This window comes from Flavobacterium anhuiense, assembly GCF_004151235.1.
Lineage (GTDB): Bacteria > Bacteroidota > Bacteroidia > Flavobacteriales > Flavobacteriaceae > Flavobacterium > Flavobacterium anhuiense_A.
Window position 1 is genome coordinate 567,993 of sequence record NZ_JUIV01000002.1, and the last position, 25,073, is coordinate 593,065.

Genomic DNA, 25,073 nt, shown 5'->3' on the forward strand with positions numbered 1-25,073 from the left:
ATTTTGTTTAGATGAAATTATATTAAAATGGAACAAAACGAATTATATCCAATATTTCTAAAGCTTCACAATTTAAATGTATTAATTGTAGGAGGAGGAAATGTAGGTCTGGAAAAGCTTTCTTTCTTGCTGAAGTCAAGTCCGAATGCAAATGTTGAGGTAGTGGCAAAAGAATTTCATTTAGAAATAAAAGTTTTGGCCGAAAAGCATCCTTCGATAACATTAACAAGATCGAAGTTTAAAAAGAAAATGCTCAAAAAGCGTCACATGGTAATTGCCTGTACAGACGATTTGAAAGTAAATAAAAAGGTTTACGATTTAGCGAGAAAACGTTATCTGATTTGCAATATCGCCGATACACCAGATTTATGCGATTATTATCTGGGCGGAATCGTAACAAAAGGAAATGTAAAAATCGCCATTTCAACAAATGGAAAATCGCCAACAACAGCCAAAAGGCTTCGGGAGTTTTTTGAAGAAGTAATTCCGGAAGATATCAATCAAATGGTTGAGAACCTAAACGAATACCGAAAAACCTTAAAAGGTAATTTTGAAGATAAAGTAAAGAGGATGAATGAAATAACAGCTTCTTTGAAAAGTAACAAATAACAAAAAAGTTCCAGAGGGGTCATAATATTGGTAGCGTCGGGTTTTAACCCGATGTAAAAGAATGAATGAGATTACCTCTTCATTAAAAAATAAAGAGTAAAAAAGTTTCGTAAAGAAATTAATGATAAAAATCATTGAAAGTACAAGGATTTATTCGTTTCTTTGCGTTATTAAGAATGATTATAAACAACAACATAATGATTAAAACAGATATACTTATAATTGGAGCAGGGCCAACAGGTTTATTTGCCGTATTTGAGGCAGGATTGCTAAAGTTAAAATGCCACATTTTAGATGCGCTTCCACAACCAGGAGGACAACTATCAGAGTTATATCCAAAAAAACCAATTTATGATATTCCTGGGTTCCCAGAAGTATTAGCCGGAGATTTAGTTGACGGATTAATGGAGCAAATCAAACAGTTTGAGCCAGGATTTACTTTAGGAGAACGTGCTGAAACAGTTGAAAAGCAAGAAGATGGGACTTTCATTGTAACATCAAACAAAGGAACTAAATTTCACGCGCCAGTTATCGCAATCGCTGGAGGTTTAGGAAGTTTTGAGCCTCGTAAACCACTTATCGAAGATATCGAGTTTTATGAAGATAAAGGAGTAAAATACTTCATCAAAAATCCTGAGAAATTCAGAGACAAAAGAGTTGTTATTGCAGGAGGAGGAGATTCAGCATTAGACTGGTCAATTTTCTTAGCAAACGTAGCTTCAGAAGTAACTTTAATCCACAGAAGAAACGAATTTAGAGGAGCTCTTGATTCAGTAGAAAAAGTACAGGAATTAAAATCAGCAGGAAAAATCAAATTAATCACTCCGGCTGAAGTTATCGGAATCAACGGTGCTGAGCACGTAGAATCTTTGGATATCGAAGAAAACGGAGCACACCGTAAAATTGAATGCGATTATTTTATTCCACTTTTCGGATTAACACCAAAATTAGGTCCAATTGGAGACTGGGGATTAGAAATCGAGAAAAATGCCATCAAAGTAAACAATGCATTAGATTACCAAACTAACATTCCGGGAATCTTCGCCATTGGAGACGTAAACACATATCCAGGAAAATTAAAGTTAATCCTTTGCGGTTTCCACGAAGCAACTTTAATGTGTCAGGCTGCTTACCAAATCATCAATCCAGGTAAAAAATACGTATTGAAATATACAACAGTTTCTGGTGTAGACGGTTTCGACGGAACTCGTAAAGAAGCACCAAAAGCGGTTGTTAAAGCGATAGTGTAAGTTGCTGAGATACTGAGTTTCTAAGACACTAAGATTTTTAATAGAAAGCTCAAACTTGAAAAAGTTTGAGCTTTATTTTTTAGCAAAGTATATAAAACATAGCCAGTGGTTTCAACCACTGGAAGACAACGAATAAAAGCATTGCATAATCACAATACGTTCCCGCGGTTGAAACCGCGGGCTATGTTCGAAAAAAGGAGCCAATTTTAAAACTTAGAATCTTAGCAACTTAGAACCTTAGAAGCTTGAAGAAAAAACATTTGCAAATCGAAACCCTATTTCATACCTTTGCACTGTTCTTAAAAATATTGTCAGTTATCACGAAAGGCGGAGGGATAGACCCGATGAAACCTTAGCAACCCTTTACCATAAAGAAGGTGCTAAATTCTACTTTATACGACATTTTCCAGTATTAAAGATAGATAACACAAATACATACAGTATTTCTCAAAACTTTTCCAGACAACATACAATATTTACCGAAGCAATTCGGTAAGGAGCGAATCATTGGCGCATTTTTGCAGTCAATAGTTCCCGCTTTTCGTTGCAATCTTTTGTTTTTTTAAGAAAAAAACAAAAGGATTTCCACTTCAATCGGGGCTAATGAGCCAACAATAGTGCACTTTTGGAATTAAAGTAAAAAAATATCGAAGGCTAAATCCGACAGGTTTTCAAAATTTGTCAGGTTTAAATAGTGCCTTAAAAAATTAAAAATAAAAAAACTTGGCGCCTTAGCGTCTTAGTGGCAAAAAAAATATGGCAATTACGATAAAAGAAGCAATAAAAAAAAATATCCTAATCCTTGACGGAGCAATGGGAACAATGTTGCAACGCTATAATTTTTCGGAAGAAGATTTCAGAGGAGAGCGTTTCAAAGATTTTCCGCATCCGTTAAAAGGAAACAACGATTTACTATCCCTAACACAACCACAAGCAATCCGCGATGTACATGCCGCTTATTTTGAAGCTGGTGCTGACATCGTAGAAACCAATACCTTCTCAGGAACGACAATCGGTATGGCCGATTATCACATGGAAGATTTGGTTTACGAGTTAAACTACGAATCGGCAAAACTTGCACGCGAGGTTGCCGATGAGTTTACCGCAAAAAATCCGGAAAAACCACGTTTCGTAGCCGGTTCAATCGGACCGACGAACCGTACGGCAAGTATGTCACCAGATGTAAATGATCCAGGTTACAGAGCTGTGACTTTCGATGATTTACGAATTGCATACAAAGAACAAGTGGAAGCTTTAATGGATGGAGGCTGTGATTTGCTTTTAGTTGAAACAATCTTTGATACCTTAAATGCAAAAGCAGCACTTTTTGCAATCGAAGAAGTAAAAGAAGAACGTAATCTTGATATTCCAATCATGGTTTCAGGAACAATTACCGATGCTTCAGGAAGAACACTTTCAGGACAAACTGTTGAAGCGTTTTTGATCTCAGTTTCGCATATTCCATTATTAAGCGTAGGATTCAATTGCGCACTTGGAGCCGATTTGTTGAAACCGTATTTAAAAACATTAGCACATAATACAAGCTTTAATGTTTCGGCGCATCCAAACGCAGGATTACCAAACGCATTCGGACAATATGATGAAACACCAGAGCAGACACAAGCATTCATTAAAGAATATTTAGACGATAATTTAATTAATATCATCGGTGGCTGTTGCGGAACAACTCCGGATCATATTCGATTAATGGCTGAGGTTGCGAAGGATTATAAGCCTAGAGTGGCGCCGGTATTGGTGTAGTCCAATTTTATGAAATATTAGAGATGAAATTTAAATATATAGTTTTAATAGTTTTTGTTTCAGTTTTTTTGAGTCGATGTGCATCTAGTGCATCTATTAAAGGTATGACTGTCAAAGATTATAAAGTTGAAAAACAGATTGGAGATCAGCTTTACATAAAATCTGTTACAGGTGGAAAAAAGACAAACCCATTCTGGGTATCTAATATTTCTAATAAAAATTTTGAAGAGGCATTAAAAAAATCATTTACTGAATCTAATGCATTTACAAAAACAGAAGCTATTACAGATGGTGATTGGGTTCTTGAAGTAAATATAATTTCTGTAAGTAGGCCTAAGTGGTTTAATTTAACTGTAGAAACAACAATAGAATACAAGTTGTATAATAAAAATAATTTGGTTTTTAGTAAAAGTATTAATCAATCAGGGAATGCTACGATGTCAGATGCCATTATTGGTTCTAAAAGGTTGCGACTAGCGAATGAAATTTCGGCAAAAAATAACATTAAAACAATGCTTCAATCATTAGACGAAATGGCTAGATAGTATAACGAGATATGGATTTGCAAACCATACCAACAAAGTGAATAAAAGGTTTTGAATAATTTAACTTATATCACAATGCCTGCGTAAGGGATAGAAGTGAAAAGCCCACAGCCTGACGAAGGAAGTGCGAGGACTTGTAACGGATAGCCCGGCCGAAGGACACGCCCAAAATATTAAACATAAATACTTACAAGGTTTTCAAAACCTCGCAGGAAAGAAATAGAATAAAAAACTTAGAATCTTAGAATCTCAGGATCTTAGTAACTTAGAAAGAAATGACAGAAAAAAGAAGAGACCTTGTATTATCAGGATTAGAACCGTTGATTATTACGCCCGAAAGTGTTTTCGTGAATGTTGGCGAGCGTACAAACGTAACAGGTTCAAGAAAATTCCTGAGACTAATCAAGGAAGAGAAATACGACGAGGCACTTGATATTGCAAGGCAGCAGGTAGAAGGAGGAGCACAGATCATCGATATTAATATGGATGAAGGAATGCTTGACGGCGTTACGGCAATGACTAAATTTTTGAATTTAATCGCGGCTGAACCAGATATTTCGAGAGTGCCGATTATGATTGACAGTTCGAAATGGGAAATCATCGAAGCTGGTCTGAAAGTAGTACAAGGAAAAAGCGTTGTAAACTCGATTTCGTTAAAAGAAGGAGAAGAAGCCTTTATTCACCACGCCAAATTAATCAAACGTTACGGTGCCGCTGCAATTGTAATGGCTTTCGACGAAGTCGGTCAGGCTGATAATTACGATCGTCGTGTAGAAATTTGTGCGCGTTCGTATGATATTTTGGTGAACAAAGTAAATTTCCCTCCGCAGGATATTATTTTCGATTTGAATATTTTCCCAGTTGCAACGGGAATGGAAGAGCATAGATTGAACGCATTGGATTTCTTTAGAGGAACAAAATGGGTTCGCGAAAATTTGCCACATGCACATATCAGCGGTGGTGTAAGTAATGTTTCGTTCTCTTTTAGAGGAAATGATACGGTTCGTGAAGCGATGCACTCGGTATTTTTATACCATGCGATTAAAAACGGTATGACGATGGGAATCGTAAACCCTGAAATGTTGACGATTTATGATGATATTCCGAAAGACTTATTAGAATACGTTGAAGATGTAATTTTAGATAGACGTGACGATGCAACCGAAAGACTTTTGGATTTTGCAGATAGCGTAAAAGGCGAAGCAAAAAGTGATGAAAAAACGGTTCAGGAGTGGCGTTTTGGAACTGTTCAGGAGCGTATTACACATTCGTTAGTAAAAGGAATCGATGCTTTTATTGAAGAAGATGTTGAAGAAGCACGTTTGGCAGCAACAAAACCAATCGAAGTTATTGAGATCAACTTAATGGCCGGAATGAATGTGGTTGGAGATTTGTTCGGAAGCGGAAAAATGTTCCTGCCACAGGTAGTAAAATCGGCTCGTGTAATGAAAAAAGCCGTGGCTTATTTATTGCCTTTTATTGAAGCGAGCAAACAAGCCGGAGACAAACAAGGAAACGGAAAAATCCTAATGGCAACCGTAAAAGGTGACGTTCACGATATTGGTAAAAACATTGTTTCTGTGGTTTTGGCTTGTAACAATTATGAGATTGTAGATCTTGGTGTTATGGTTCCTCCGGAAAAAATTATTTCGGCTGCAATTGAACATGAAGTTGACATTATTGGATTAAGCGGACTGATCACGCCTTCGCTTGACGAAATGGTATATTTAGCCAAAGAATTAGACAAACAAGATATTAAAATCCCGATTATGATTGGTGGAGCAACGACTTCGCGTGCGCATACGGCCGTGAAAATTGCACCTCAATATAGAGAAACTGTAATTCACGTAAACGATGCTTCAAGAGCCGTTACAGTTGCTGGAAATCTGTTAGATCATAATAGAAAAATATACGCTGCAGATATTCGTGCAGAATACGATTCGTTTAGAGAAACGTTCTTAAATCGTTCAAGAGATAAAAACTTCTTGACAATTGAAGATGCCCGTAAAAACAAATTACAATTGGATTGGTCTGAATATACTCCGGTAAAACCAAAAGTAATTGGCGCACAGACCATCGAAGTAGAATTGGATGTTTTGGTTCCGTATATAGACTGGACGCCATTTTTCCAGACTTGGGAATTGTACGGAAAATATCCAGCGATTTTGACGGATGAGGTTGTGGGTAAAGAAGCAACTTCTGTTTTTAACGATGCTCAGGCAATGTTAAAAGTGATTTTAGAAGAGAAAAAACTAAAAACAAAAGGTATTTACGGAATCTTCCCTGCGAATCAGGTGGATGATGACGATATCGAATTGCGCGATGAAAACGGAAAAGTTTTAGAGAAATTCTTAACGCTTCGTCAGCAGTCGCAAAAAACAAAAGGCGCACCAAATATCGCTTTGGCCGATTTTATTCTGCCAAAAGAAAGCGGAATTGAGGATTATATGGGAGCTTTCTGCGTAACTACTGGTTTTGGTGTTGACGAATGGGCAGCAGAATATGAAAAGAATTTAGACGATTATAATTCGATTATGGTGAAAGCGCTTGCCGATCGTTTTGCTGAGGCTTTCGCCGAATATCTTCACGAGCGAGTGCGTAAAGATTTCTGGGGTTATGATTCAGAAGAATCTTTAACCAACGAAGAATTGATTAAAGAAAGTTATAAAGGAATTCGTCCTGCTCCGGGTTATCCGGCTTGTCCAGATCACTTGGAGAAACCAACGATTTGGAAACTTTTGGATGTTGAAAAACAAATAGGAGTGAAACTAACAGAAAGTATGGCAATGTGGCCGGCTTCATCGGTTTCAGGATATTATTTCGGAAACCCAAAAAGCCGCTATTTCGGACTCGGAAAAATAAAAGAAGATCAGGTGACAGATTACGCCAAACGCCGAAATGTACCGCTTGATTACGCAATGAAATGGTTAAATCCTAATATAGCAGATTAAATTGGTTGATGGTTGTTGGTTTTTGGTTGATAGATCTGAGCTCAAAGTGCCATCAACCAACAACTATAAACGAACAACTAAAATGGAATACAGTAAATTAGAAGTTTGGCTGGAAGCTCGAAAATTGGTGAATTTGTTATATGAATCTTCTAAACTGTTTCCAAAGGAAGAATTGTTTGGATTGACAAATCAGATGAGAAGAGCGGCAATCTCAATTCCTTCAAATATAGCAGAAGGTTGTGGGCGACAAACATCAAAAGAAACAATACATTTTCTTCATATTTCAAGAGGGTCATTGTATGAATTAGAAACGCAGTATTATTTAGCATTGGATCAAAAATACATTGATGAGAATACATTTAATATTGTGTTGGCACAGATTCAAACTTGTAAAAAGTTATTAAACGGTTTTATTAACTATTATAAAAAAATAATATAGTTTATGGTTGTCAGTTGTTGGTTGATGGTTTTAGCATCAACAAAACTTAGAATTAAACTAACAACAATCAACCAAAAACTATCAACTAAAAAGAAATGAAAGTAACAGAACATATAGAAAACGCCAAAGGAAAAACATTATTCTCATTTGAAATTATTCCACCTCAAAAGGGGAAGAGCATTCAGGAATTATACGATAATATTGATCCGTTAATGGAGTTTAATCCGCCGTTTATTGATGTAACGACATCTCGTGAAGAGTATATTTACATTGACCGCGGTAACGGACTTTTGGACAAAAAACTGACTCGTATGCGTCCGGGAACGCTTGGAATTTGCGCTTCTATAAAACATAAATACAATGTAGATACGGTTCCGCATTTGCTTTGTGGTGGTTTTACCAAAGAAGAAACCGAGTACATGCTAGTTGACTGTCATTATTTAGGAATTAACAATGTAATGGCACTTCGAGGCGATGCAATGAAAGACGAACAATCTTTTGTGCCAAAAGCAGGAGGTAATCATTATGCAATTGATTTGGTGAAACAAATTAATGATTTGAACTGCGGAAAATATCTTCATGAAGTAATGGATGCTGACAACAAAGCAGATTTCTGTATTGGAGTTGCGGGTTATCCAGAAAAACATTTAGAATCTCCTTCGTTACAATCAGATTTGAAAAGATTAAAAGAAAAAGTTGACGCTGGAGCAGATTACGTAGTAACACAAATGTTTTTTGATAACGCTAAATATTTTGCTTTCGTAGAAAAAGCAAGAGAAATGGGAATCACGATTCCGATTATTCCTGGAATTAAACCAATTGCTGTTCAAAGACATTTGCAAGTTTTACCTCAGATTTTCAGAATCGATTTACCGGAAGATTTAATCGATGCTGTAGATAAATGCAAAAATAACGCTGAAATCAAACAAGTCGGAATCGAATGGGCGATTCAGCAGTCATTAGAATTAAAAGCCGCAGGAGTTCCGTTTTTACATTATTATTCAATGGGTAAATCTGAGAACATCCGCCAGATCGCAAGTCAGGTTTTTTAGTTTTTTTACCATTAAGAAATTAAGTTCATAAAGCTAGATCTTAATTTTCTTTTTACCATTTAGAATTAAGCTCATAAAGTTTGACTTAATCTTCTTAATGCCTTAATGGTAAAAATGAATCAAGCTTGTTTCTGGAAGGCTAAGAATAAAAAGTTTTAGGAGCTAATTCCAGCTGTCCACTGTATCTTTTGTGGCGAACCCCGCCACAAAAGGATGCCGTTCCCATCTGGGCTAGGGCATCAGGAATTTTATTTTCAATTTTTCATTAATTTAGACATTATGAAACAAGAAGAACTACAAGCCATAGCCTCTCAATTAAAACATCCATCGGGAGAAAAAGGAATCGAAATGGCCAATATGATGAACGAAACGAACATCAATATGACCAAACATTCGATTCTGAATCTCAATATTTCAAACGAAAACAGAATTCTGGAATTAGGCCACGGAAACGCGGGCCACGTAGAATTTCTGTTTGAACAAGCTGAAAAGCTAAAATACTACGGACTGGAAATGTCGGAACTGATGTTTCAGGAAGCGCGCCAGATCAACCGAAATTTTGTTTCTCAAAAACAAGCTTTCTTTTCACTTTATGACGGAAATACAATTCCGTTTGAAGATGGATTATTTGATAAAATATTTACAGTAAATACAATTTATTTCTGGCAGAAGCCTGAAGAATTGCTTTCAGAAATCTACAGAGTTTTAAAACCAGGCGGTAATTTCTGTCTGACATTTGCACAGGAAGATTTCATGAAACAGCTTCCATTTACTCAATTCGAATTTGAGCTTTATGACACTGAAAAAGCACAAAAACTAATTAAAAAAACAGCTTTTAAAATTGTTTACATTGAAAGTCAGACAGAACAAGTAAAGAGCAAAACAGGCGAACTTGCTGACAGGGTTTTTACTACGATTGTTCTGGAGAAATAATATTTTTAGCCACAGATTATACAAATTAAAAGGATTTTTTCTTTTGCCACTAATTTCACAAATTTCCACTATTAATTTGTTCATTTTAAAATCTGTGTAAATCACTTTATCCCGATAGCTATCGGGAGTGGCTAAAAAAAATAATCTTAACAGTTTTTTGAGTACTTTCATTCCTTATTATTAACCCTTCTGAATTATAATTCTCTACATTATGGAAGTTAAGAAAATCAATTTTTTGCAGAGTTACAGCAGTATTTTATGGCTTCTTGGCGGTATTATAATCGGAAGTATTTTCGGGTTAGTATTTGGAGAAGATGTTTTGATTATAAAACCGCTTGGCGATATATTTCTGAATTTACTCTTCACGGCCATTATTCCACTGATTTTTTTCACAATTGGTTCTTCGGTAGCAAATCTGGAAAGAACAGAAAAGCTTGGAAAACTCTTTGTTATAATGGTGTTGGTTTTTCTCGCTACCATTTTGATTTCGGCCATTGTGATGATTTGCGCTGTTTATCTTTTTCCGATTCATGAAGATATTGCTATTGCAAAAGTTCCGTTTGAAGAAGTAACATCGGGATCAGCAGGAGACCAAATTGCAAAACTGCTTACAGCAAATGATTTCTTCGAATTATTGTCTCGAAAAAGTATGCTGGCCTTAATTATTTTCTCTTTTTTAGTGGGTTTTGCCACATTGCAATCAGGAGAAAAAGGAAAGGCTTTCAAGAGTTTTCTAGATTCAGGAAACGAGGTCATGAAGCAGCTTTTGAACATCATCATGAAATTTGCACCAATTGGTTTAGGAGCTTATTTTGCCTATCAGGTTGGTGTTTTTGGCCCGCAATTGTTGGGAGTTTATGCAAAACCGATGGCAGTTTATTATGCAGCTTGTGTCTTCTATTTCTTTGTGTTTTTCAGTTTATATGCACTTGTTGCTGGCGGAAAAAGAGCTTTTAAAGTTTTTTGGAGCAACAATATAATGCCTTCTTTAACAGCAGTAGGAACTTGTAGCAGTATCGCAACTATTCCTGCCAATTTAGCTGCAGCAGAAAAAATGGGAATTCCAGCACATGTGCGCAATTTAGTAATTCCGCTTGGAGCACCTTTGCATAAAGACGGTTCGAGTATGTCATCTATCTTAAAAATAACTTTTTTGTTTGCCATGTTTGGTAAAGACTTTTCAGATCCGATGACAATTCTTTTGGCACTCGGAATTACAGTTATTGTTTCGATTGTAGAAGGAGGAATCCCAAACGGAGGTTATATTGGAGAAATTTTAGCCATAACAGTTTATGGTTTTCCTATGGAACAGGCTCTTCCAGTTGCCATGATTCTGGGAACTTTGGTTGATCCAATTGCTACTTTATTAAATGCTAACGGAGATGTAATCTGCTCGATGATGGTTTCTAGATTCTCCGAAAAGACAAAGTGGTAGCAGTTCCTTAAAACACTCAAATTTTTATTAATCTTTCTCATCCGCGCAATCTGCGCGACATAACTAATACAACAAACTTATGAATTCAAAATTACAGCATGATCTCAATAATTTTGAGAATATCTTAGAAAAAACAAAACAGCAAGGGATTGATTTTCTGAATAATATTGAAAATATTCCAACATCCAATACCTATTCAATCGATCCTAAAACCGTGCTAAACGAATTAGGGTTAGGATCTATTGAAGCTTTAAAGGAATTTAATGAGAGACTGGCTCCATTGATGGTTTCTTCGTCTGGGCCAAGATATTGGGGATTTGTAACAGGCGGTTCAACACCGGCATCTATTGTTGGAGATTGGCTGGCATCGGTTTATGATCAAAATACACAATCTGTAACATCGCAGGGCGGAAATTCAGCATTAATAGAATTTGAAACTATTAATTTATTATTACAATTATTAGAGCTTCCTGATTCATTTTTAGGCGGATTTGTTACTGGTGCTACAATGTCTAATTTCACAAGTTTAGCAGTTGCAAGGCAATGGTTTGGAAAACAGTCTGGAAAAGATTTTGCTAAAAATGGAATTTCAGAACCAATCAATATTTTAACAGCAACACCGCATTCTTCTTCTGTAAAATGTTTATCACTTTTAGGAATTGGAAGCCAGAATTATACAGTTGTAAAAACAATCGAAGGAAACCGTGAGGCTTTGGATATTGGTGATTTAGAAGAAAAAATCAAAGCTTTAAACGGAAAACCTTTTATTCTGATTTCGAGTGCGGGAACTGTAAATACAGCTGATTTTGATGATTTTGAAGCCATTGCAGCACTAAAAGAAAAATACAATTTCTGGTGGCATATTGATGGTGCTTTTGGTGGATTTGCTGCCGTTTCAGAAAAATACAAGCATTATGTAAAAGGCTGGGATGGCGCAGACAGTATTACCATTGACTGCCATAAATGGCTAAATGTGCCTTATGAAAGTGCTTTTTATTTAATTAAAAAAGACCACATTAATCTTCAGATTGAAACCTTTCAGAATTCAAATGCGCCCTATTTAGGCAATCCGTTGGAGAATTTTAATTATTTGAATGTGCTTCCTGAAAATTCACGTCGTTTGCGTGCGCTGCCAGCTTGGTTTTCGCTTAAAGCGTATGGGAAAGAAGGGTTCAGAGATATTATTGAAGATAGTACAGCACTGGCTTTACATTTTGGAAATGCTTTGATAGAAAATGATTTTGAACTTTTAGCGCCAATTCGTCTTAATAATGTCTGTTTTACTTTAAAAGGAGAACACAATCAGGAAAAAGTAAGCCAGTTTTTATCTGCTTTGAATGATACAGGAAAAGTGTTTATGACACCAACAGTTTATCAAAACAAAAAGGGCATTCGCGCTTCTTTTGTAAATTGGAGAACTACAGAAGATGATGTGAAACTTGTAATTGAGGAAATGAGAGAAGTGCTTTCAGAATTATAATCTTTATAAAAGTAGAAGAGCCTGTTTGAAGGAACAGGCTCTTAACTAACACAAAAAAAAACAAAAAACAAGGTATTTAAAGAACGAAATTTATATGCGGTATGTAAATGCAATTGTTGCTATAGAAGAAGTATGCATGACTTATAGTGGCATTTAAAATTTGATTTGCCAAATATAGTATTATTTATAACAAGTCTAAATAAAAATAATAATTATTTTTTTTGAAAAACCTTTATTTTTCTGATTTGTAGAAAAAAGACAATAAAAAAAGCGGTTTGTTTTTTATAAAACAAACCGCTTTTCTAACTGAAAACCGTGACTGTGACTGAAAACTTACTTAGTAATTTCTCTAAAAACAGCTTCCAGATTTTTATTTTTCTGATTCAATTGTAAAGTTTTTAATCCATTTTCGTTGGCAAAATCAAAAATAGTAGGGCGCATATCTTTGTCTGTAACAAAAGTCAGCTCCCATGTCATGTCATGGGTATTTACGTACGAAGAAATATTTTCTAGTTTAGCCAAAAGCTGTTCTTCAACTTTGTAATCAAACTCTACTTCAATAACTTGCTCTTTGTCGGCAGTTACCAAATGGTCTAATTTATTGTCTGCAACAATTTGTCCTTTATCTATAATTATGACACGATCGCAAATTGCTTCGACTTCCTGCATAATGTGTGTGGATAAAAAAACTGTTTTATTTTTTCCCGCATTTTTGATCACATTACGAATTTCCATTAACTGATTCGGATCCAGACCTGTAGTTGGTTCATCCAAAATTAAAACTTCTGGATCGTGAAGCAAAGCATTTGCCAATCCAACGCGTTGGCGGTATCCTTTAGAAAGCTGTCCAATCTTTTTATGGCTTTCTGGTGTCAGTCCTGTCAGTTGAATAACTTCTTCGATTCTTGATTTTGGCACGTTGTAAACATCAGCATTAAATGCCAAATACTCACGAACATACAAATCCAAATACAGTGGATTATGCTCTGGCAAGTACCCAATAGATCGTTGCACCTCTTTTGCGTTTGTCATGACATCGTGACCATTTACAAGGGCTGAGCCACTATCAGCAAGTAAATAAGTGGTCAAAATTTTCATCAACGTAGATTTTCCAGCTCCATTTGGACCAAGAAATCCTACGATTTCTCCTTTCTCAATTTTAAAAGAAATTTCATTTAAAGCTTTTTGCGCTCCGTAACTTTTTGATATGCTGTTTACTTCTATCGACATGACTTTTTATTTGCTACAAAAGTAAACAGAAATAGTCTCGATTACTAAAATTTTATCTTTTAAAGTAATTATAAAAAAATTGGGTAGCCCAGCATTCACGGCATCGTTATTGTTAAGGGAATGCTAAAATTAAAATAAAACCCAAATTATGAAAAAAATGTTAGTGATGGCTGCTTTAGCTATCTGCAGTTTTGCAAACGCACAAAAAGGAACAGTATTAGTAGGTGGTAACATCTCTTATTCTTCTGAAACAAGAGATTTCGGTAATGCTGAAAGAAAATCAAACGAATTTGCTTTTTCTCCAAAAGTAGGTTACCAATTTCACGAAAACTGGACAGTTGGAGGTGAGTTTACAGTTGCTTCTTCAAAAGATGATCAAGGTGTAAATGAATACAAAACAAACAGTTCTAAATTTGGTGCATTTGTACGTTACACAATGCCATTAAGCCAAACTTTCTCAGTATTCGCAGATTTAGGAGCTGGTTTCCAAAATCAAACTGAAAAAGATTACATTGGATCAAACTACACAAAATATAAAGCAGATGGAATGTACATTGGTGTAACTCCAGCTCTTTTCATTAACATGAAAAATGGTTTTGGTCTTAACTTCAGCATTGGCGGTTTAGGTTACGAAACATTAAATTATGACAACAACGGTCCAGATGTAAGCAGATTTAATTTCAATTTTGGTAAAACAGCAAGCATTGGAATTTCTAAAAACTTCTAATCTTTAGTTTTTATATTCAATTTCAGAAAGCGCTCAATTGGAGCGCTTTTTTTTTTAATTCTTCTTTTGTAAAAAGACATTTAAGAGTAAAACAAACTAAACTCGCCTTCCTATTAAACTCTCGGCAAAATCTCTTAATAATTTTTTCTTATCTTCTTCTATATTGATTTTGTCTAAAATTTTAGAAGCTTTATCAGTGTACTTCTTGATTGATTCTTGTGTTGCTTTTGGCACTCCAGATTTCAGAAACAAATCGGTTATGGTTTTAATTTTATTGGTATTGTCTTCGAGGCGAACAGCGTACAAATCTTTTAATAATTCTTTTTCGCTTTCACTTGTAATTTCAAGAGCTTTAAAGTATAAATAGGTTTTTTTATTCGAAATGATATCGCCTCCTAGTCGTCTTCCAAAAGTGAGAGTGTCGCCAAAAAGATCCAAATAATCGTCTTGCAGCTGAAATGCTAAGCCTATATTAAGTCCAAATTCATAAATTAAATCGCAGTTTTCTTGCGATGTTTGAGCAATTAGGGCACCAATTTTCATTGATGTCGCTATAAGGGCTCCCGTTTTGTACTCAATCATTTTTAGATATTCTGAAACGGTAACATTTTGGCGGGTTTCAAAATCAACATCCCAAATTTGTCCTTCGCATACTTCCAATCCCATTTTACTGACTGCTTTAATTAAATCCATACAAAGGTTTGGTTCATAATTTTGCAGATAGTCATAAGTTAGAATAATCATTGCATCTCCAGCAAGAATAGCAATGTTAGTATTCCATTTTTTGTGCACGGTAGCTTTTCCTCTTCTAATAGGATCTTCGTCTATAATATCGTCATGAATTAATGAGGAATTATGAAAAACTTCAATTGCCAAAGCAGCAGGCAGTGCCAATTTATAATCTGCTCCAAAAATTTCTGTAGTTAGAAGAGTAAGCGTTGGTCGTAATCGTTTTCCTCCCAAAGCCATCATATACGATATAGGATCGTATAGATTTTTAGGTTCTTTATCTATAATTTGGGTTTCTAAATAATTAATAAAAAAATCTGTGTATTGAGCTATTGAATACATAAAATTAAAATTATTAATTGTAAATAGCTAAAATACAGAATTTTACATCTGTTTTTTTTAAGACAGAAGAAAAGTTTTATGAATTAACACAAAGCGTGTCAAAAAAATGAAACAACTTAATGTTTGAAAAGCTTGTTAATTGCCTAAAAAGAAATGCCAACAGAATGAAGCCGAACCGAATCATAACTAATATTCGGCCTCATTTGCTGGCATAAAAACAAAAACTATTTAAAAAGAATTAAGTCACAGGATTTTCTACAGCTGTTCGCATTTCTTGAGCTGCGGCAACCATTTCAATCAGCGCTTTTTTGGTTTCGTCCCAATGGCGGGTTTTTAAACCGCAATCTGGATTTACCCACAACTGGTCAATTGGAATAACTGCTGAAGCTTTTTCTAGTAATCGAACCATTTCTGCGCTTGATGGAACACGAGGAGAATGAATATCATAAACTCCAGGTCCAATTTCGTTTGGATATTTAAAGTCTGCGAAAGCGTCTAAAAGTTCCATTTGCGAACGTGAACATTCAATAGTAATAACGTCTGCATCCATATCGGCGATATTCTGAATAATGTCGTTGAATTCGCTGTAACACATGTGCGTATGAATCTGAGTGTCATCGTTTACTCCACTTGCAGAAATTCTGAAAGCACGAACTGCCCAATCTAAATATTTTGCCCATTCTTCTTTTCTTAACGGAAGACCTTCGCGAATTGCCGGTTCATCAATTTGAATGATTTTGATTCCTGCTTTTTCTAAATCCACAACTTCATCACGAATAGCCAAAGCGATTTGAGTACAAGTTTCAGAACGAGGCTGATCGTTTCGTACAAACGACCATTGCAGAATCGTTACAGGCCCAGTAAGCATTCCTTTTACCCATTTAGGTGTTAAAGATTGTGCATATTGCGACCATTTTACAGTCATTGGATTCGGACGAGAAACATCGCCGTAAATAACAGGCGGTTTCACGCAACGGCTTCCGTAACTCTGAACCCAGCCATTTTTCGTAAAAGTAAATCCTGATAATTGTTCTCCAAAATATTCCACCATATCGTTGCGTTCAAACTCGCCATGAACTAAAACATCGATTCCGGTTTCTTCTTGAAAACGAATGGTTGCTTCGGTTTCTTTTTCGATTAAATCATTGTATTCCTGAGCCGTTAATTCGCCTTTTTTGAATTTCGCTCTCCAGCTTCTCACTTCTGCCGTTTGAGGAAAAGATCCAATTGTGGTTGTTGGAAATAATGGCAATTTTAAAGCTTCAATTTGGCTTTTTCTTCTTGATGCGAAAGTGCTTTTACGTTTGTCGTCTGAAGCTGTAATTCCGGCAACACGCGCTTTAACTTCATTATTATGAATTAATTTCGAAGTTTTACGATTCTCGTTTGCCAAAACATTTTCTTTGTAATCAGCAGAGTTTTCAGTGTTTACTTCATTAGAGGCAAATTGTTTTAAAAGAACAATTTCGCTGATTTTCTGTTTAGCAAAAGCCAGCCATTGTTTAATTTCTGGAGTTAAAGTCTGATCATTTGTCTCTAAATCCAAATCGCACGGACTATGGATTAATGAGCAAGAAGGAGCAATTAAAACTCTATCATTTCCTAACGCGTCAGTTGCCTTTTTGATTAATTCCAGAGATTTTTTGAAATCATTTTTCCAGATATTTCTTCCATCAACAACTCCAAGAGAAAGATTTACGGTTGAAGCCAATTTTCCTGATTCTAAAATGTCATCTAATTGAAGCGGACAGCGAACTAAATCCAAATGTAAAGTGTCAACAGGAAGTGCTAAAGCTGTTTCTAGATTTTCGCCAAAACAGTCAAAATAGTTAGCTAAAACAATTTTTAGTTTAGGAAAACGAGTATTGATTTCGTTATACACTTTCGTGAAAACGCCTCTTTCTTTATCAGTTAAATTTAATGCCAAGAAAGGCTCGTCCAATTGAATGTATTCGGCATTTTCGACTTGCAATTTTTCTAAAATTTCAAAATAAACAGGCAATAAAGCATCAATAAGGTCAATTCTGTTAAAGCCTTCTTCTTTTTCTTTTCCTAATAATAAATAAGAAACGGGCCCGATTAAAACGGGTTTTGTTTTGATTCCTGCAGCATTTGCTTCTTTAAATTCATTGATTATTTTTTCAGAAAACAATTCAAACTTTTGATTCTTCGTGAATTCAGGAACAATGTAATGATAGTTCGTGTCGAACCATTTTGTCATTTCCATTGCCACAACATCTTGTCCGTCTTTTTGAGAACCTCTTGCCATTGCAAAATACAAATCTAGAGATGAATTGCTTTTTGCCAATTCGTGATAACGTGCCGGAATTGCTCCAAGCGTTAGAGTTAAATCTAAAACTTGATCATAAAAAGAAAAATCATTAGAAGGAATTAAATCAACTCCTGCTTCGGCTTGTAATTTCCAGTTTTTAAGACGAATTTCTTTTCCGGCATCTATAAGTTCTTCTGCCGAAATTTTTCCCGCCCAATACAATTCGCTGGCTTTTTTCAGTTCTCTGTTGCTGCCAATTCTTGGGTAACCTAAGTTGTTTGTTTTCATTTTTGATTCAGTATTTTTTACTGAACAAATTTACGTTCTTGGTTTTTATAACTTATATTTGAGGTTTATTTCAGTAAAATGTGTTTTTAAAATAGATTTTTAAAGATTTAATTACTTTGAAATTGTTTAAAATGAACTTCTAGCCGTAAAAAAAACTATGGAAAACTTAGATAAAACCGATTTGTTGATCCTTAAATACCTTCAAGAAGACTGCAATATCAATACAAAAGATCTGGCAAGTAAATTATTCTTGACAGTTACTCCCGTTTATGAAAGAATTAAAAGACTAGAAAGAGATGGTTATATTACCAAATATGTTGCGCTTTTAGATAAGAAGAAAATGAATCGCGGAATGACTGTTTTTTGTAATGTCCGTTTAAAAGAGCACGCTAAAAATGTCGGAAGCAATTTTGTGAAAGATATTGTGGCGCTTCCAGAAATTATAGAATGTTATAACATTGCTGGAGATTATGATTTTATGCTCAAGATTTTGGTGCAAGATATGGCTAGTTATCAAGATTTTGTAATGAATAAACTGTCGACCATAGAAAACATAGGAAATACGAACAGTATTTTTGTAATGGGGGAAATTAAGCATAGTACTGCTTTAGAGTTTTAATTTTTCTTTGCCACAGATCTAATAGATTAAAGTGATTTTTTTAGAGTGGTGTTTAGATTTTTGCCACAAATTTCACTAATTCTCACAAATCATTGTGCTTAAAATTATTCGTAATTATTCGTGAAATTCGTAGCGAATAAAACTTAATCTGCTGTCTGTTTTTATCCTAAAATAAAACGTATTTTTGACGTTTAGATGATTAATCTAAAATCATCAATCTAAAATCTAAAATTCAACAATGAACTGGGAACAACTTTTATCATTAAAACGGCAGGGAGATACAAGCAAAAGATTACGCGTAGAACAAGATGATACTCGTTTAGGATTTGAGGTAGATTACGACCGAATTATATTTTCTTCTGCTTTTAGAAGTTTACAAGATAAAACACAAGTTATTCCGCTTTCTAAAACCGATTTCGTGCATACGCGTTTAACGCATAGTTTGGAAGTTTCTGTTGTAGGACGTTCGCTTGGACGTTTGGTTGGAAAAAAAATTATTGAGAAATATCCTTATCTGAAAGAAATTCACGGTTATCATATGAATGATTTTGGAGCAATTGTTGCTGCAGCGTCATTGGCACACGATATTGGGAATCCGCCTTTTGGACATTCTGGAGAAAAAGCAATTGGCGAATATTTTTCTATCGGAAACGGCCAGAAATATAGAAACCAGCTTACCGATAAGCAATGGCAAGATTTAATTGATTTTGAAGGAAATGCCAACGGATTTTCGGTTCTTACAGCAAGCCGCCCAGGAATTGAGGGCGGACTTCGTATTTCGTACGCGACTTTAGGCGCTTTTATGAAATATCCGAAAGAAAGCCTTCCGAAAAAGCCAACCAATAATATTGCCGATAAAAAATACGGATTCTTTCAGTCTGATAAATTGTTCTTTGAAGAAGTAGCCAAAGACATGGGAATGATTGCCAATAAATCTAGTGAAGATATTGGTTTTGAAAGACATCCATTGGCATATTTGGTCGAAGCAGCAGATGATATCTGTTACACAATTATCGATTTTGAGGACGGAATCAATTTAGGTTTGGTTTCTGAAGATTTTGCCTTAGAGTATTTGATTAATTTGGTAAAAGACAATATTGGAGTTTCTAAATATAAATCTTTAACCACAAAAGAAGATCGCATTAGTTATTTGCGAGCTTTGGCAATTGGTACTTTAATTAATGATGCGGTAAATGTTTTTGTTGAAAATGAAGAAGCAATTTTGGCTGGAAACTTCCCGTATGCATTAACAGATAAAAGCAAGTACAAAGCACAAATGAATGATATTATCAAATTAAGCGTTGATAAAATCTATCAGAGCCGCGAAGTGATTGAGAAAGAAATTGTGGGTTATCAAATCATTCAAACATTGCTGGATAAATTCATAACAGCATTCAATAATAAATATGAAGGAACGGCTTCAAATTATGATAAACTGATTTTAAAAATGCTGCCAGAAAAACATCATTTAGACAAAACTAATTTATACGAACGTTTACTGCACATCTGTCACTACGTTTCGCTTCTTACAGACGGAAATGCGCTTGAATTATACGAAACCATTCAGGGACAGAAAAAGCGTTAATTTTTTTTGTTTGAGCTAAAAAAAAGCTTCTTTTAGAACGATTTCTGAAAGAAGCTTTTTTTTAAATTATATCTGTTTTTTATTGAAAGGCGTAAACTAGTCCAACACCTAACACTTGTCTTAATTGCATTCGAGGGCCGTCATTTTCCTGAGTTGTTGCCCCTGTGATTGGATCAACTACATCTTTTTTGGTTTTAATATCGTCGTCATAAATTAAGTGAACCCCAATATTGGCTTTTACATAAGCATTAACCACAAGGTCAAGACGCGTGTCATAATCGATATCGACATTTCCGAATTTGTTTAAGTAATCAGTATATAAGCTTAATCTGTTTTCGTAAAAAACGTTTTTATAGATTTCGTTTTTCATATAAGCTGTAAAAAGTATACCAAATTCAGCTTTTACTTTCTGGCCTCCTTCAATTAATATCTGCTGTGTAGGATCTAAAGGATCTGGTGCATAGACTGCTTTTTTAACCCCGAAAGAACCTTGGTCTGCAAGATATTGATCAAGAACTAAAGTAGTTTTTAATGTAATAGGAGAGAAGTAAAAAACTCTGTTTTTTTCTTTGTTTGAATTCTCTGCCCCAGCTCCCAGAAAGATATAAGCTGGTGCAAAAGGTTTAGAGATGGCAACATCTCGGTTTGGATAATTATAACCGTCTGTAAATTGTGTGTTGAAGTTTAATTTGGAAGAGTAGTACCAGTTTGAAGCCGTATCTTTTCTAAAACCGTAAGTTGAGTTGAACTGAAAAGCATCGTCTGTTTTTCTTAACTCGATCCCGTCTTGTTTGTTTAAACCATATTTTACAATAAGCTCGTTCACCCATTTATGATTTTTCTTTGCGTAGGTTCTGTTAAATTCACCTTTAAACAATCCTGAAATAGAACTTGTTCCCCCGGCGCTCCAGTTTACAAAAGCAATTTCGGAAATGTCAAAACCAACCTGATTCTTTCTGCTCCAGTTGGAAGGCGGTTTAGGGGCTTGATTTGGGCTTAAAGTGGTTTGTATAATCTGGGCAAAGTTATTAGAAGTACACAAAAGCAATAATAGCAAAAGGGTAGAACGCAATAATTTCATTAGGTAATTTTTTTTTGGTGTCGCAAAATAATTATTTTGAACCGTTAGAAAAAAGATTTATTAAACTTTTAACGTCAATTTTACACAATTCTTGCAATTGATTTACCGTTCCATGCTCGATAAATTCGTCTGGAACACCCAAAATTTCAATAGAATTCTTAAAATTATTTGATGCTGCAAACTCTAAAACTGCACTTCCAAAACCGCCATTTTTAACTCCTTCTTCAATGGTGATAATCCTTTCATAAGTCGAAAAAACAGTATTTAATGTGTTGGTGTCTAGTGGTTTAATAAAGCTAAAGTTGTAGTGGGCTATTTCGTTAGAATTGGTAGATTCTTTTAAAGCCTCTATAACATTATTTCCAATTGTTCCGGCCGATAGCACAGCAACTTTCGTACCATCTTTCAAGCATTTTGCCTGTGTCCAAATTATTTTTTCATAATGTCCGAAATTTTCTACTTCCCAATTTGGCAGGACTCCGCGGCCTCTTGGATATCGAATTGCTATTGGATGATCTATTCCTAATTGAACCGTATATAAAATGTTTTGAAGTTCAATTTCGTTCAGCGGAGCATAGATTACCATATTCGGGATTGAACGCAGATAAGCGATATCAAAAACACCATGATGCGTTGCGCCATCTTCACCAACTAATCCTGCGCGGTCCAAACAAAAAATTACAGGTAAATTTTGCAGCGCCACATCATGAATAACCTGATCGTAAGCGCGCTGTAAAAATGTAGAGTAGATATTGCAATACACAATCATGCCCTGAGTGGCCATTCCTGCAGCAAGCGTTACAGCGTGCTGTTCGGCAATGCCTACATCAAAAGCACGTTCTGGAAATTCGTCCATCATAAATTTTAATGAACTTCCAGATGGCATTGCAGGTGTGATTCCGATTATTTTTTCATTTTTTCTGGCTAAATCTAAAATGGTCAAGCCAAAAACATCCTGAAATTTAGGCGGAAGATTTTCTTCAGATTTTAAATGAATTTCTCCAGTCGAAGCATCAAATTTTCCAGGCGCATGATATTTTACCTGATTTTCTTCGGCTTGCTGCAATCCTTTTCCTTTTGTAGTTACAATGTGAAGGAATTTTGGACCTTTTATCTTTTTAAGACGATTTAATTCTTTGATCAATTTAGGAAGATCATGACCGTCTATTGGCCCTGAATAATCAAAATTCAAAGATTTAATGATATTATTTTGCCGTGGATTTTTCCCGTTTTTAACCGAGGTAAGATATTTTTTCAAAGCACCAACGCTCGGATCAATTCCGATGGCGTTATCGTTTAGAATCACTAAAATATTGGCATCTGTAACTCCGGCATGATTTAAACCTTCAAAAGCCATTCCGCTGGCAATAGAAGCATCGCCGATTACTGCAATATGTTCTTTATCGAAGTCGCCTTTTAATTTAGAAGCAATCGCCATTCCGAGTGCTGCAGAAATGGAAGTAGAAGAATGCCCAACACCAAAAGTATCGTAAACACTTTCGCTTCTTTTCGGAAAACCCGAAACGCCTCCAATTTGTCTATTGGTATGAAAAATTTCTCTCCTTTCGGTCAGTATTTTATGTCCGTATGCCTGATGCCCAACATCCCAAACCAATAAATCATCTGGTGTATTAAAAACATAATGCAAAGCAATTGTTAGTTCTACAACGCCTAAACTTGCTCCCAAATGGCCTTCTTTTACAGAAACGATATCAATAATAAACTGACGAAGTTCTTGAGCAACTTGAGCAAGCTGTTCTTCTTTTAAAAGACGCAAATCGGCAGGATTGTATATGTTGGAAAGTAAATCGCTTTTCATTGTATGGTAAAAAGCAAATTTACGGTTTTAAATTTAATTTTCTTGTGGAGTCTTATTTCAATAAAATAGGAACAGAATATTGCATTCTGACTTTTTTTCCATTTGATTCTCCGGGCTGCCATTTCGGGCATAAACTTAAAACTCTGATGATTTCTTTTTGCAGTGGCTCTTCAACTGCTGGCGAACATTCAAGAAATGAAACACTTCCGTTTTTTTCTACAGCAAATGCGAGAGTGAAATTGAGTTTCCAATAACTGACGTCTTCTGGTTTTTTATATTCTTTCATAAAAAAGTTATGAAATTGTTCTATTCCGCCAGGGAATTCTGCGTTAGTATTTACTGGAGGTTTTGAAGCCAGTGCAGCATCGCCTTTTTTTGCCTTATCAGATTGCGAATCGTTATTTTTGGAAGTTACATCAGATGAGGGTGCAGTCTTTTTAAATTTGATTTGTTCAACTTTTAGCGAAGAAGACTGTGATTGTTCTAATGTCTTTTTAGTTAAATTATGATCTGAAGAATCCGATTTTGTTGTTGAAGAATCTGCTACCACTTCAAGACTTTTAATTTCTTGTTTTTTGGTTTCTTTTTTTTGGCAGCCGAAAAAAAATACAGTTATAACCGCAGACAGCATTGGCAAAATCAATTTGCAGTTTGTCTGAAGAGTTATATTATGTTTTATTTTCATATTCTATTATCACGATTTAAAAGTAATAAAAAATAAGTTCTAAAATCCTATTTTTGCATCTATGGAAAATCCTTTTACTGACGAATATTTCATGAAAAAAGCTTTACAGGAAGCAGAAGCAGCTTTTGAAAAAGGCGAAATTCCTGTTGGAGCTGTTATAGTTGTAGCCGATAAAGTTATCGCGAGAAGTCATAATTTGACAGAATTGCTAAATGACGTTACGGCTCATGCCGAAATGCAGTCTATTACCGCAGCGGCAAACTTTCTGGGCGGAAAATATTTAAAAGACTGTACACTTTATGTAACACTCGAACCTTGCCAAATGTGTGCAGGGGCTTTGTATTGGAGTCAGATTTCTAAAATTGTTTTTGGTGCGCGAGATGAACAACGCGGTTTTATTAATATGGGAACAAAACTGCATCCTAAAACGACTGTTGTTTCTGGCGTAATGGCAAACGAAGCTGCCGATTTAATGAAACGTTTCTTTCTCGAAAGACGTAAATAATACTAAATGGCATGACAGATTTTTCAGTAATAAAAAAGCTATTTCATATTGCAGAGCCAAATGGTTTTACATATGATGAAATTCAAGTCGTAAAAGATATCTTCGGACAGCTTCCTAAAGTTTTTGTTGATTATTATGCTGAATTAGGTAAAATTCAAAACTTAAATCATACACAGGATTTGTTGATTGTTCCAGAGCGTTTTCAATATTATAAAAACGATGATTATTTGATATTTTATTCTGAAAATCAAAAGGCATGCGTTTGGGGAATTCACAAAGAGGATTTGTCAAAATCTAATCCTCCAGTTTACATGAGTTATGATGAAAAAAAATGGAGTCTGGAAACAGAAACTTTGACAGATTTTTTCACTGCAATGGCTTATTTACAAGCAAGTTTCGCATTAGATTTTACTTGTGATACATTTTATGAAATCGAACCAAATGAATTAGATTTCATTACTCAGAATTTTTCAAATAAAGGAGTCTTTTTCAGGCAATGGGTTGAAGGAATAAAATTCTATGGAAATTATTCAGATGATGTAATTGTTGTCATAAACGGCAATCAAATGCATTATTCCTCAAATACCGAAGTACACTTTCTTGAAATGGATAAAGTTTTGTCAAAATTAGGTTCTGAGCTTTGAGAGCAACGATAAAACTTCAACAAAAGTTAAATAATCATTATTAGAGAATTTTCCTCTTAAAGATTCGGAAAATATTTTACTTTTATATTAGT

General features: G+C 35.1%; 21 protein-coding genes and 1 riboswitch. Of the genes, 15 read left to right on the plus strand and 6 right to left on the minus strand.

Annotated elements, in window-relative coordinates; translation table 11 throughout:
* Positions 1–27: 27 nt before the first annotated feature.
* The 10 genes from NU08_RS05315 (at position 28) to NU08_RS05360 (ending at position 12,455) form a co-directional block, all read left to right on the plus strand.
* Positions 28–609, plus strand: coding sequence for a bifunctional precorrin-2 dehydrogenase/sirohydrochlorin ferrochelatase (locus NU08_RS05315; protein WP_129746177.1), 582 nt, complete (start codon positions 28–30; stop codon positions 607–609).
* A gap of 197 nt (positions 610–806) precedes the next feature.
* The gene (locus NU08_RS05320) at positions 807–1,859 is read left to right on the plus strand and encodes an NAD(P)/FAD-dependent oxidoreductase (RefSeq protein ID WP_129746178.1); all 1,053 of its coding nucleotides are present in this window, start codon (positions 807–809) and stop codon (positions 1,857–1,859) included.
* Between the two features lie 312 nt (positions 1,860–2,171).
* A riboswitch (SAM riboswitch) is annotated at positions 2,172–2,288 on the plus strand.
* 327 nt (positions 2,289–2,615) lie between these two features.
* Positions 2,616–3,620, plus strand: a complete 1,005-nt coding sequence (locus NU08_RS05325; protein WP_129746179.1) for a homocysteine S-methyltransferase family protein — start codon at positions 2,616–2,618, stop codon at positions 3,618–3,620.
* Between the two features lie 23 nt (positions 3,621–3,643).
* Positions 3,644–4,165, plus strand: a complete 522-nt coding sequence (locus tag NU08_RS05330) for a hypothetical protein (RefSeq protein WP_165352413.1) — start codon at positions 3,644–3,646, stop codon at positions 4,163–4,165.
* A gap of 275 nt (positions 4,166–4,440) precedes the next feature.
* The gene (gene metH, locus NU08_RS05335) at positions 4,441–7,116 is read left to right on the plus strand and encodes a methionine synthase (RefSeq protein ID WP_129746181.1); all 2,676 of its coding nucleotides are present in this window, start codon (positions 4,441–4,443) and stop codon (positions 7,114–7,116) included.
* Positions 7,117–7,198: 82 nt separating this feature from the next.
* Positions 7,199–7,555 carry a four helix bundle protein gene (locus NU08_RS05340; protein ID WP_129746182.1) on the plus strand — a complete coding sequence of 119 codons (357 nt, stop codon included), beginning with the start codon at positions 7,199–7,201 and terminating at the stop codon, positions 7,553–7,555.
* Between the two features lie 95 nt (positions 7,556–7,650).
* Positions 7,651–8,607 (plus strand): methylenetetrahydrofolate reductase [NAD(P)H], encoded by a 957-nt coding sequence (metF, locus tag NU08_RS05345; RefSeq protein ID WP_129746183.1) that lies wholly within the window; start codon positions 7,651–7,653, stop codon positions 8,605–8,607.
* A gap of 279 nt (positions 8,608–8,886) precedes the next feature.
* Positions 8,887–9,540, plus strand: coding sequence for a class I SAM-dependent methyltransferase (locus NU08_RS05350; protein WP_129746184.1), 654 nt, complete (start codon positions 8,887–8,889; stop codon positions 9,538–9,540).
* Between the two features lie 211 nt (positions 9,541–9,751).
* Positions 9,752–10,975: a dicarboxylate/amino acid:cation symporter gene (locus tag NU08_RS05355; RefSeq protein ID WP_129746185.1), complete on the plus strand. Its 1,224-nt coding sequence runs from the start codon at positions 9,752–9,754 to the stop codon at positions 10,973–10,975.
* Positions 10,976–11,054: 79 nt separating this feature from the next.
* Complete coding sequence (locus tag NU08_RS05360; RefSeq protein WP_129746186.1) at positions 11,055–12,455, plus strand: pyridoxal phosphate-dependent decarboxylase family protein; 1,401 nt, start codon at positions 11,055–11,057, stop codon at positions 12,453–12,455.
* A gap of 333 nt (positions 12,456–12,788) precedes the next feature.
* Here NU08_RS05360 and gldA read toward each other — a convergent pair whose 3' ends face one another.
* The gene (gene gldA, locus NU08_RS05365; RefSeq protein ID WP_129746187.1) at positions 12,789–13,685 is read right to left on the minus strand and encodes a gliding motility-associated ABC transporter ATP-binding subunit GldA; all 897 of its coding nucleotides are present in this window, start codon (positions 13,683–13,685) and stop codon (positions 12,789–12,791) included.
* A gap of 148 nt (positions 13,686–13,833) precedes the next feature.
* Here gldA and NU08_RS05370 point away from each other — a divergent pair, with 148 nt between their 5' ends.
* Positions 13,834–14,412 carry an outer membrane beta-barrel protein gene (locus NU08_RS05370; protein ID WP_129746188.1) on the plus strand — a complete coding sequence of 193 codons (579 nt, stop codon included), beginning with the start codon at positions 13,834–13,836 and terminating at the stop codon, positions 14,410–14,412.
* 96 nt (positions 14,413–14,508) lie between these two features.
* On the opposite strand, the gene NU08_RS05375 is transcribed toward NU08_RS05370, so the two are convergent.
* The gene (locus NU08_RS05375) at positions 14,509–15,483 is read right to left on the minus strand and encodes a polyprenyl synthetase family protein (protein ID WP_129746189.1); all 975 of its coding nucleotides are present in this window, start codon (positions 15,481–15,483) and stop codon (positions 14,509–14,511) included.
* A 238-nt stretch (positions 15,484–15,721) separates the two neighbouring features.
* Positions 15,722–18,043, minus strand: coding sequence for a 5-methyltetrahydropteroyltriglutamate--homocysteine S-methyltransferase (gene metE, locus NU08_RS05380; RefSeq protein ID WP_129746190.1), 2,322 nt, complete (start codon positions 18,041–18,043; stop codon positions 15,722–15,724).
* 157 nt (positions 18,044–18,200) lie between these two features.
* Between metE and NU08_RS05385 the strand changes: the two genes are divergently transcribed.
* Both NU08_RS05385 and NU08_RS05390 read left to right on the plus strand, forming a co-directional pair.
* Positions 18,201–18,662, plus strand: a complete 462-nt coding sequence (locus NU08_RS05385) for an Lrp/AsnC family transcriptional regulator (RefSeq protein WP_012023598.1) — start codon at positions 18,201–18,203, stop codon at positions 18,660–18,662.
* A 238-nt stretch (positions 18,663–18,900) separates the two neighbouring features.
* Complete coding sequence (locus tag NU08_RS05390) at positions 18,901–20,247, plus strand: deoxyguanosinetriphosphate triphosphohydrolase (protein ID WP_129746191.1); 1,347 nt, start codon at positions 18,901–18,903, stop codon at positions 20,245–20,247.
* 79 nt (positions 20,248–20,326) lie between these two features.
* Here the strand turns inward: NU08_RS05390 and NU08_RS05395 are convergent, their stop codons facing one another.
* From NU08_RS05395 to NU08_RS05405, 3 genes are read right to left on the minus strand one after another with little or no spacing between them, the layout of a single operon-like run.
* The gene (locus tag NU08_RS05395; protein WP_129746192.1) at positions 20,327–21,328 is read right to left on the minus strand and encodes a DUF3078 domain-containing protein; all 1,002 of its coding nucleotides are present in this window, start codon (positions 21,326–21,328) and stop codon (positions 20,327–20,329) included.
* Positions 21,329–21,359: 31 nt separating this feature from the next.
* Entirely contained in the window at positions 21,360–23,147 is a 1,788-nt protein-coding gene (locus tag NU08_RS05400) for a 1-deoxy-D-xylulose-5-phosphate synthase (RefSeq protein WP_129746193.1), read from the minus strand.
* A 52-nt stretch (positions 23,148–23,199) separates the two neighbouring features.
* The gene (locus NU08_RS05405) at positions 23,200–23,832 is read right to left on the minus strand and encodes a hypothetical protein (RefSeq protein WP_129746194.1); all 633 of its coding nucleotides are present in this window, start codon (positions 23,830–23,832) and stop codon (positions 23,200–23,202) included.
* 61 nt (positions 23,833–23,893) lie between these two features.
* Between NU08_RS05405 and NU08_RS05410 the strand changes: the two genes are divergently transcribed.
* On the plus strand, positions 23,894–24,337 hold the full coding sequence (locus NU08_RS05410) for a nucleoside deaminase (protein ID WP_008466631.1): 444 nt from the start codon (positions 23,894–23,896) through the stop codon (positions 24,335–24,337).
* Between the two features lie 11 nt (positions 24,338–24,348).
* Positions 24,349–24,981 (plus strand): hypothetical protein, encoded by a 633-nt coding sequence (locus NU08_RS05415; protein WP_129746195.1) that lies wholly within the window; start codon positions 24,349–24,351, stop codon positions 24,979–24,981.
* Positions 24,982–25,073: the final 92 nt, after the last annotated feature.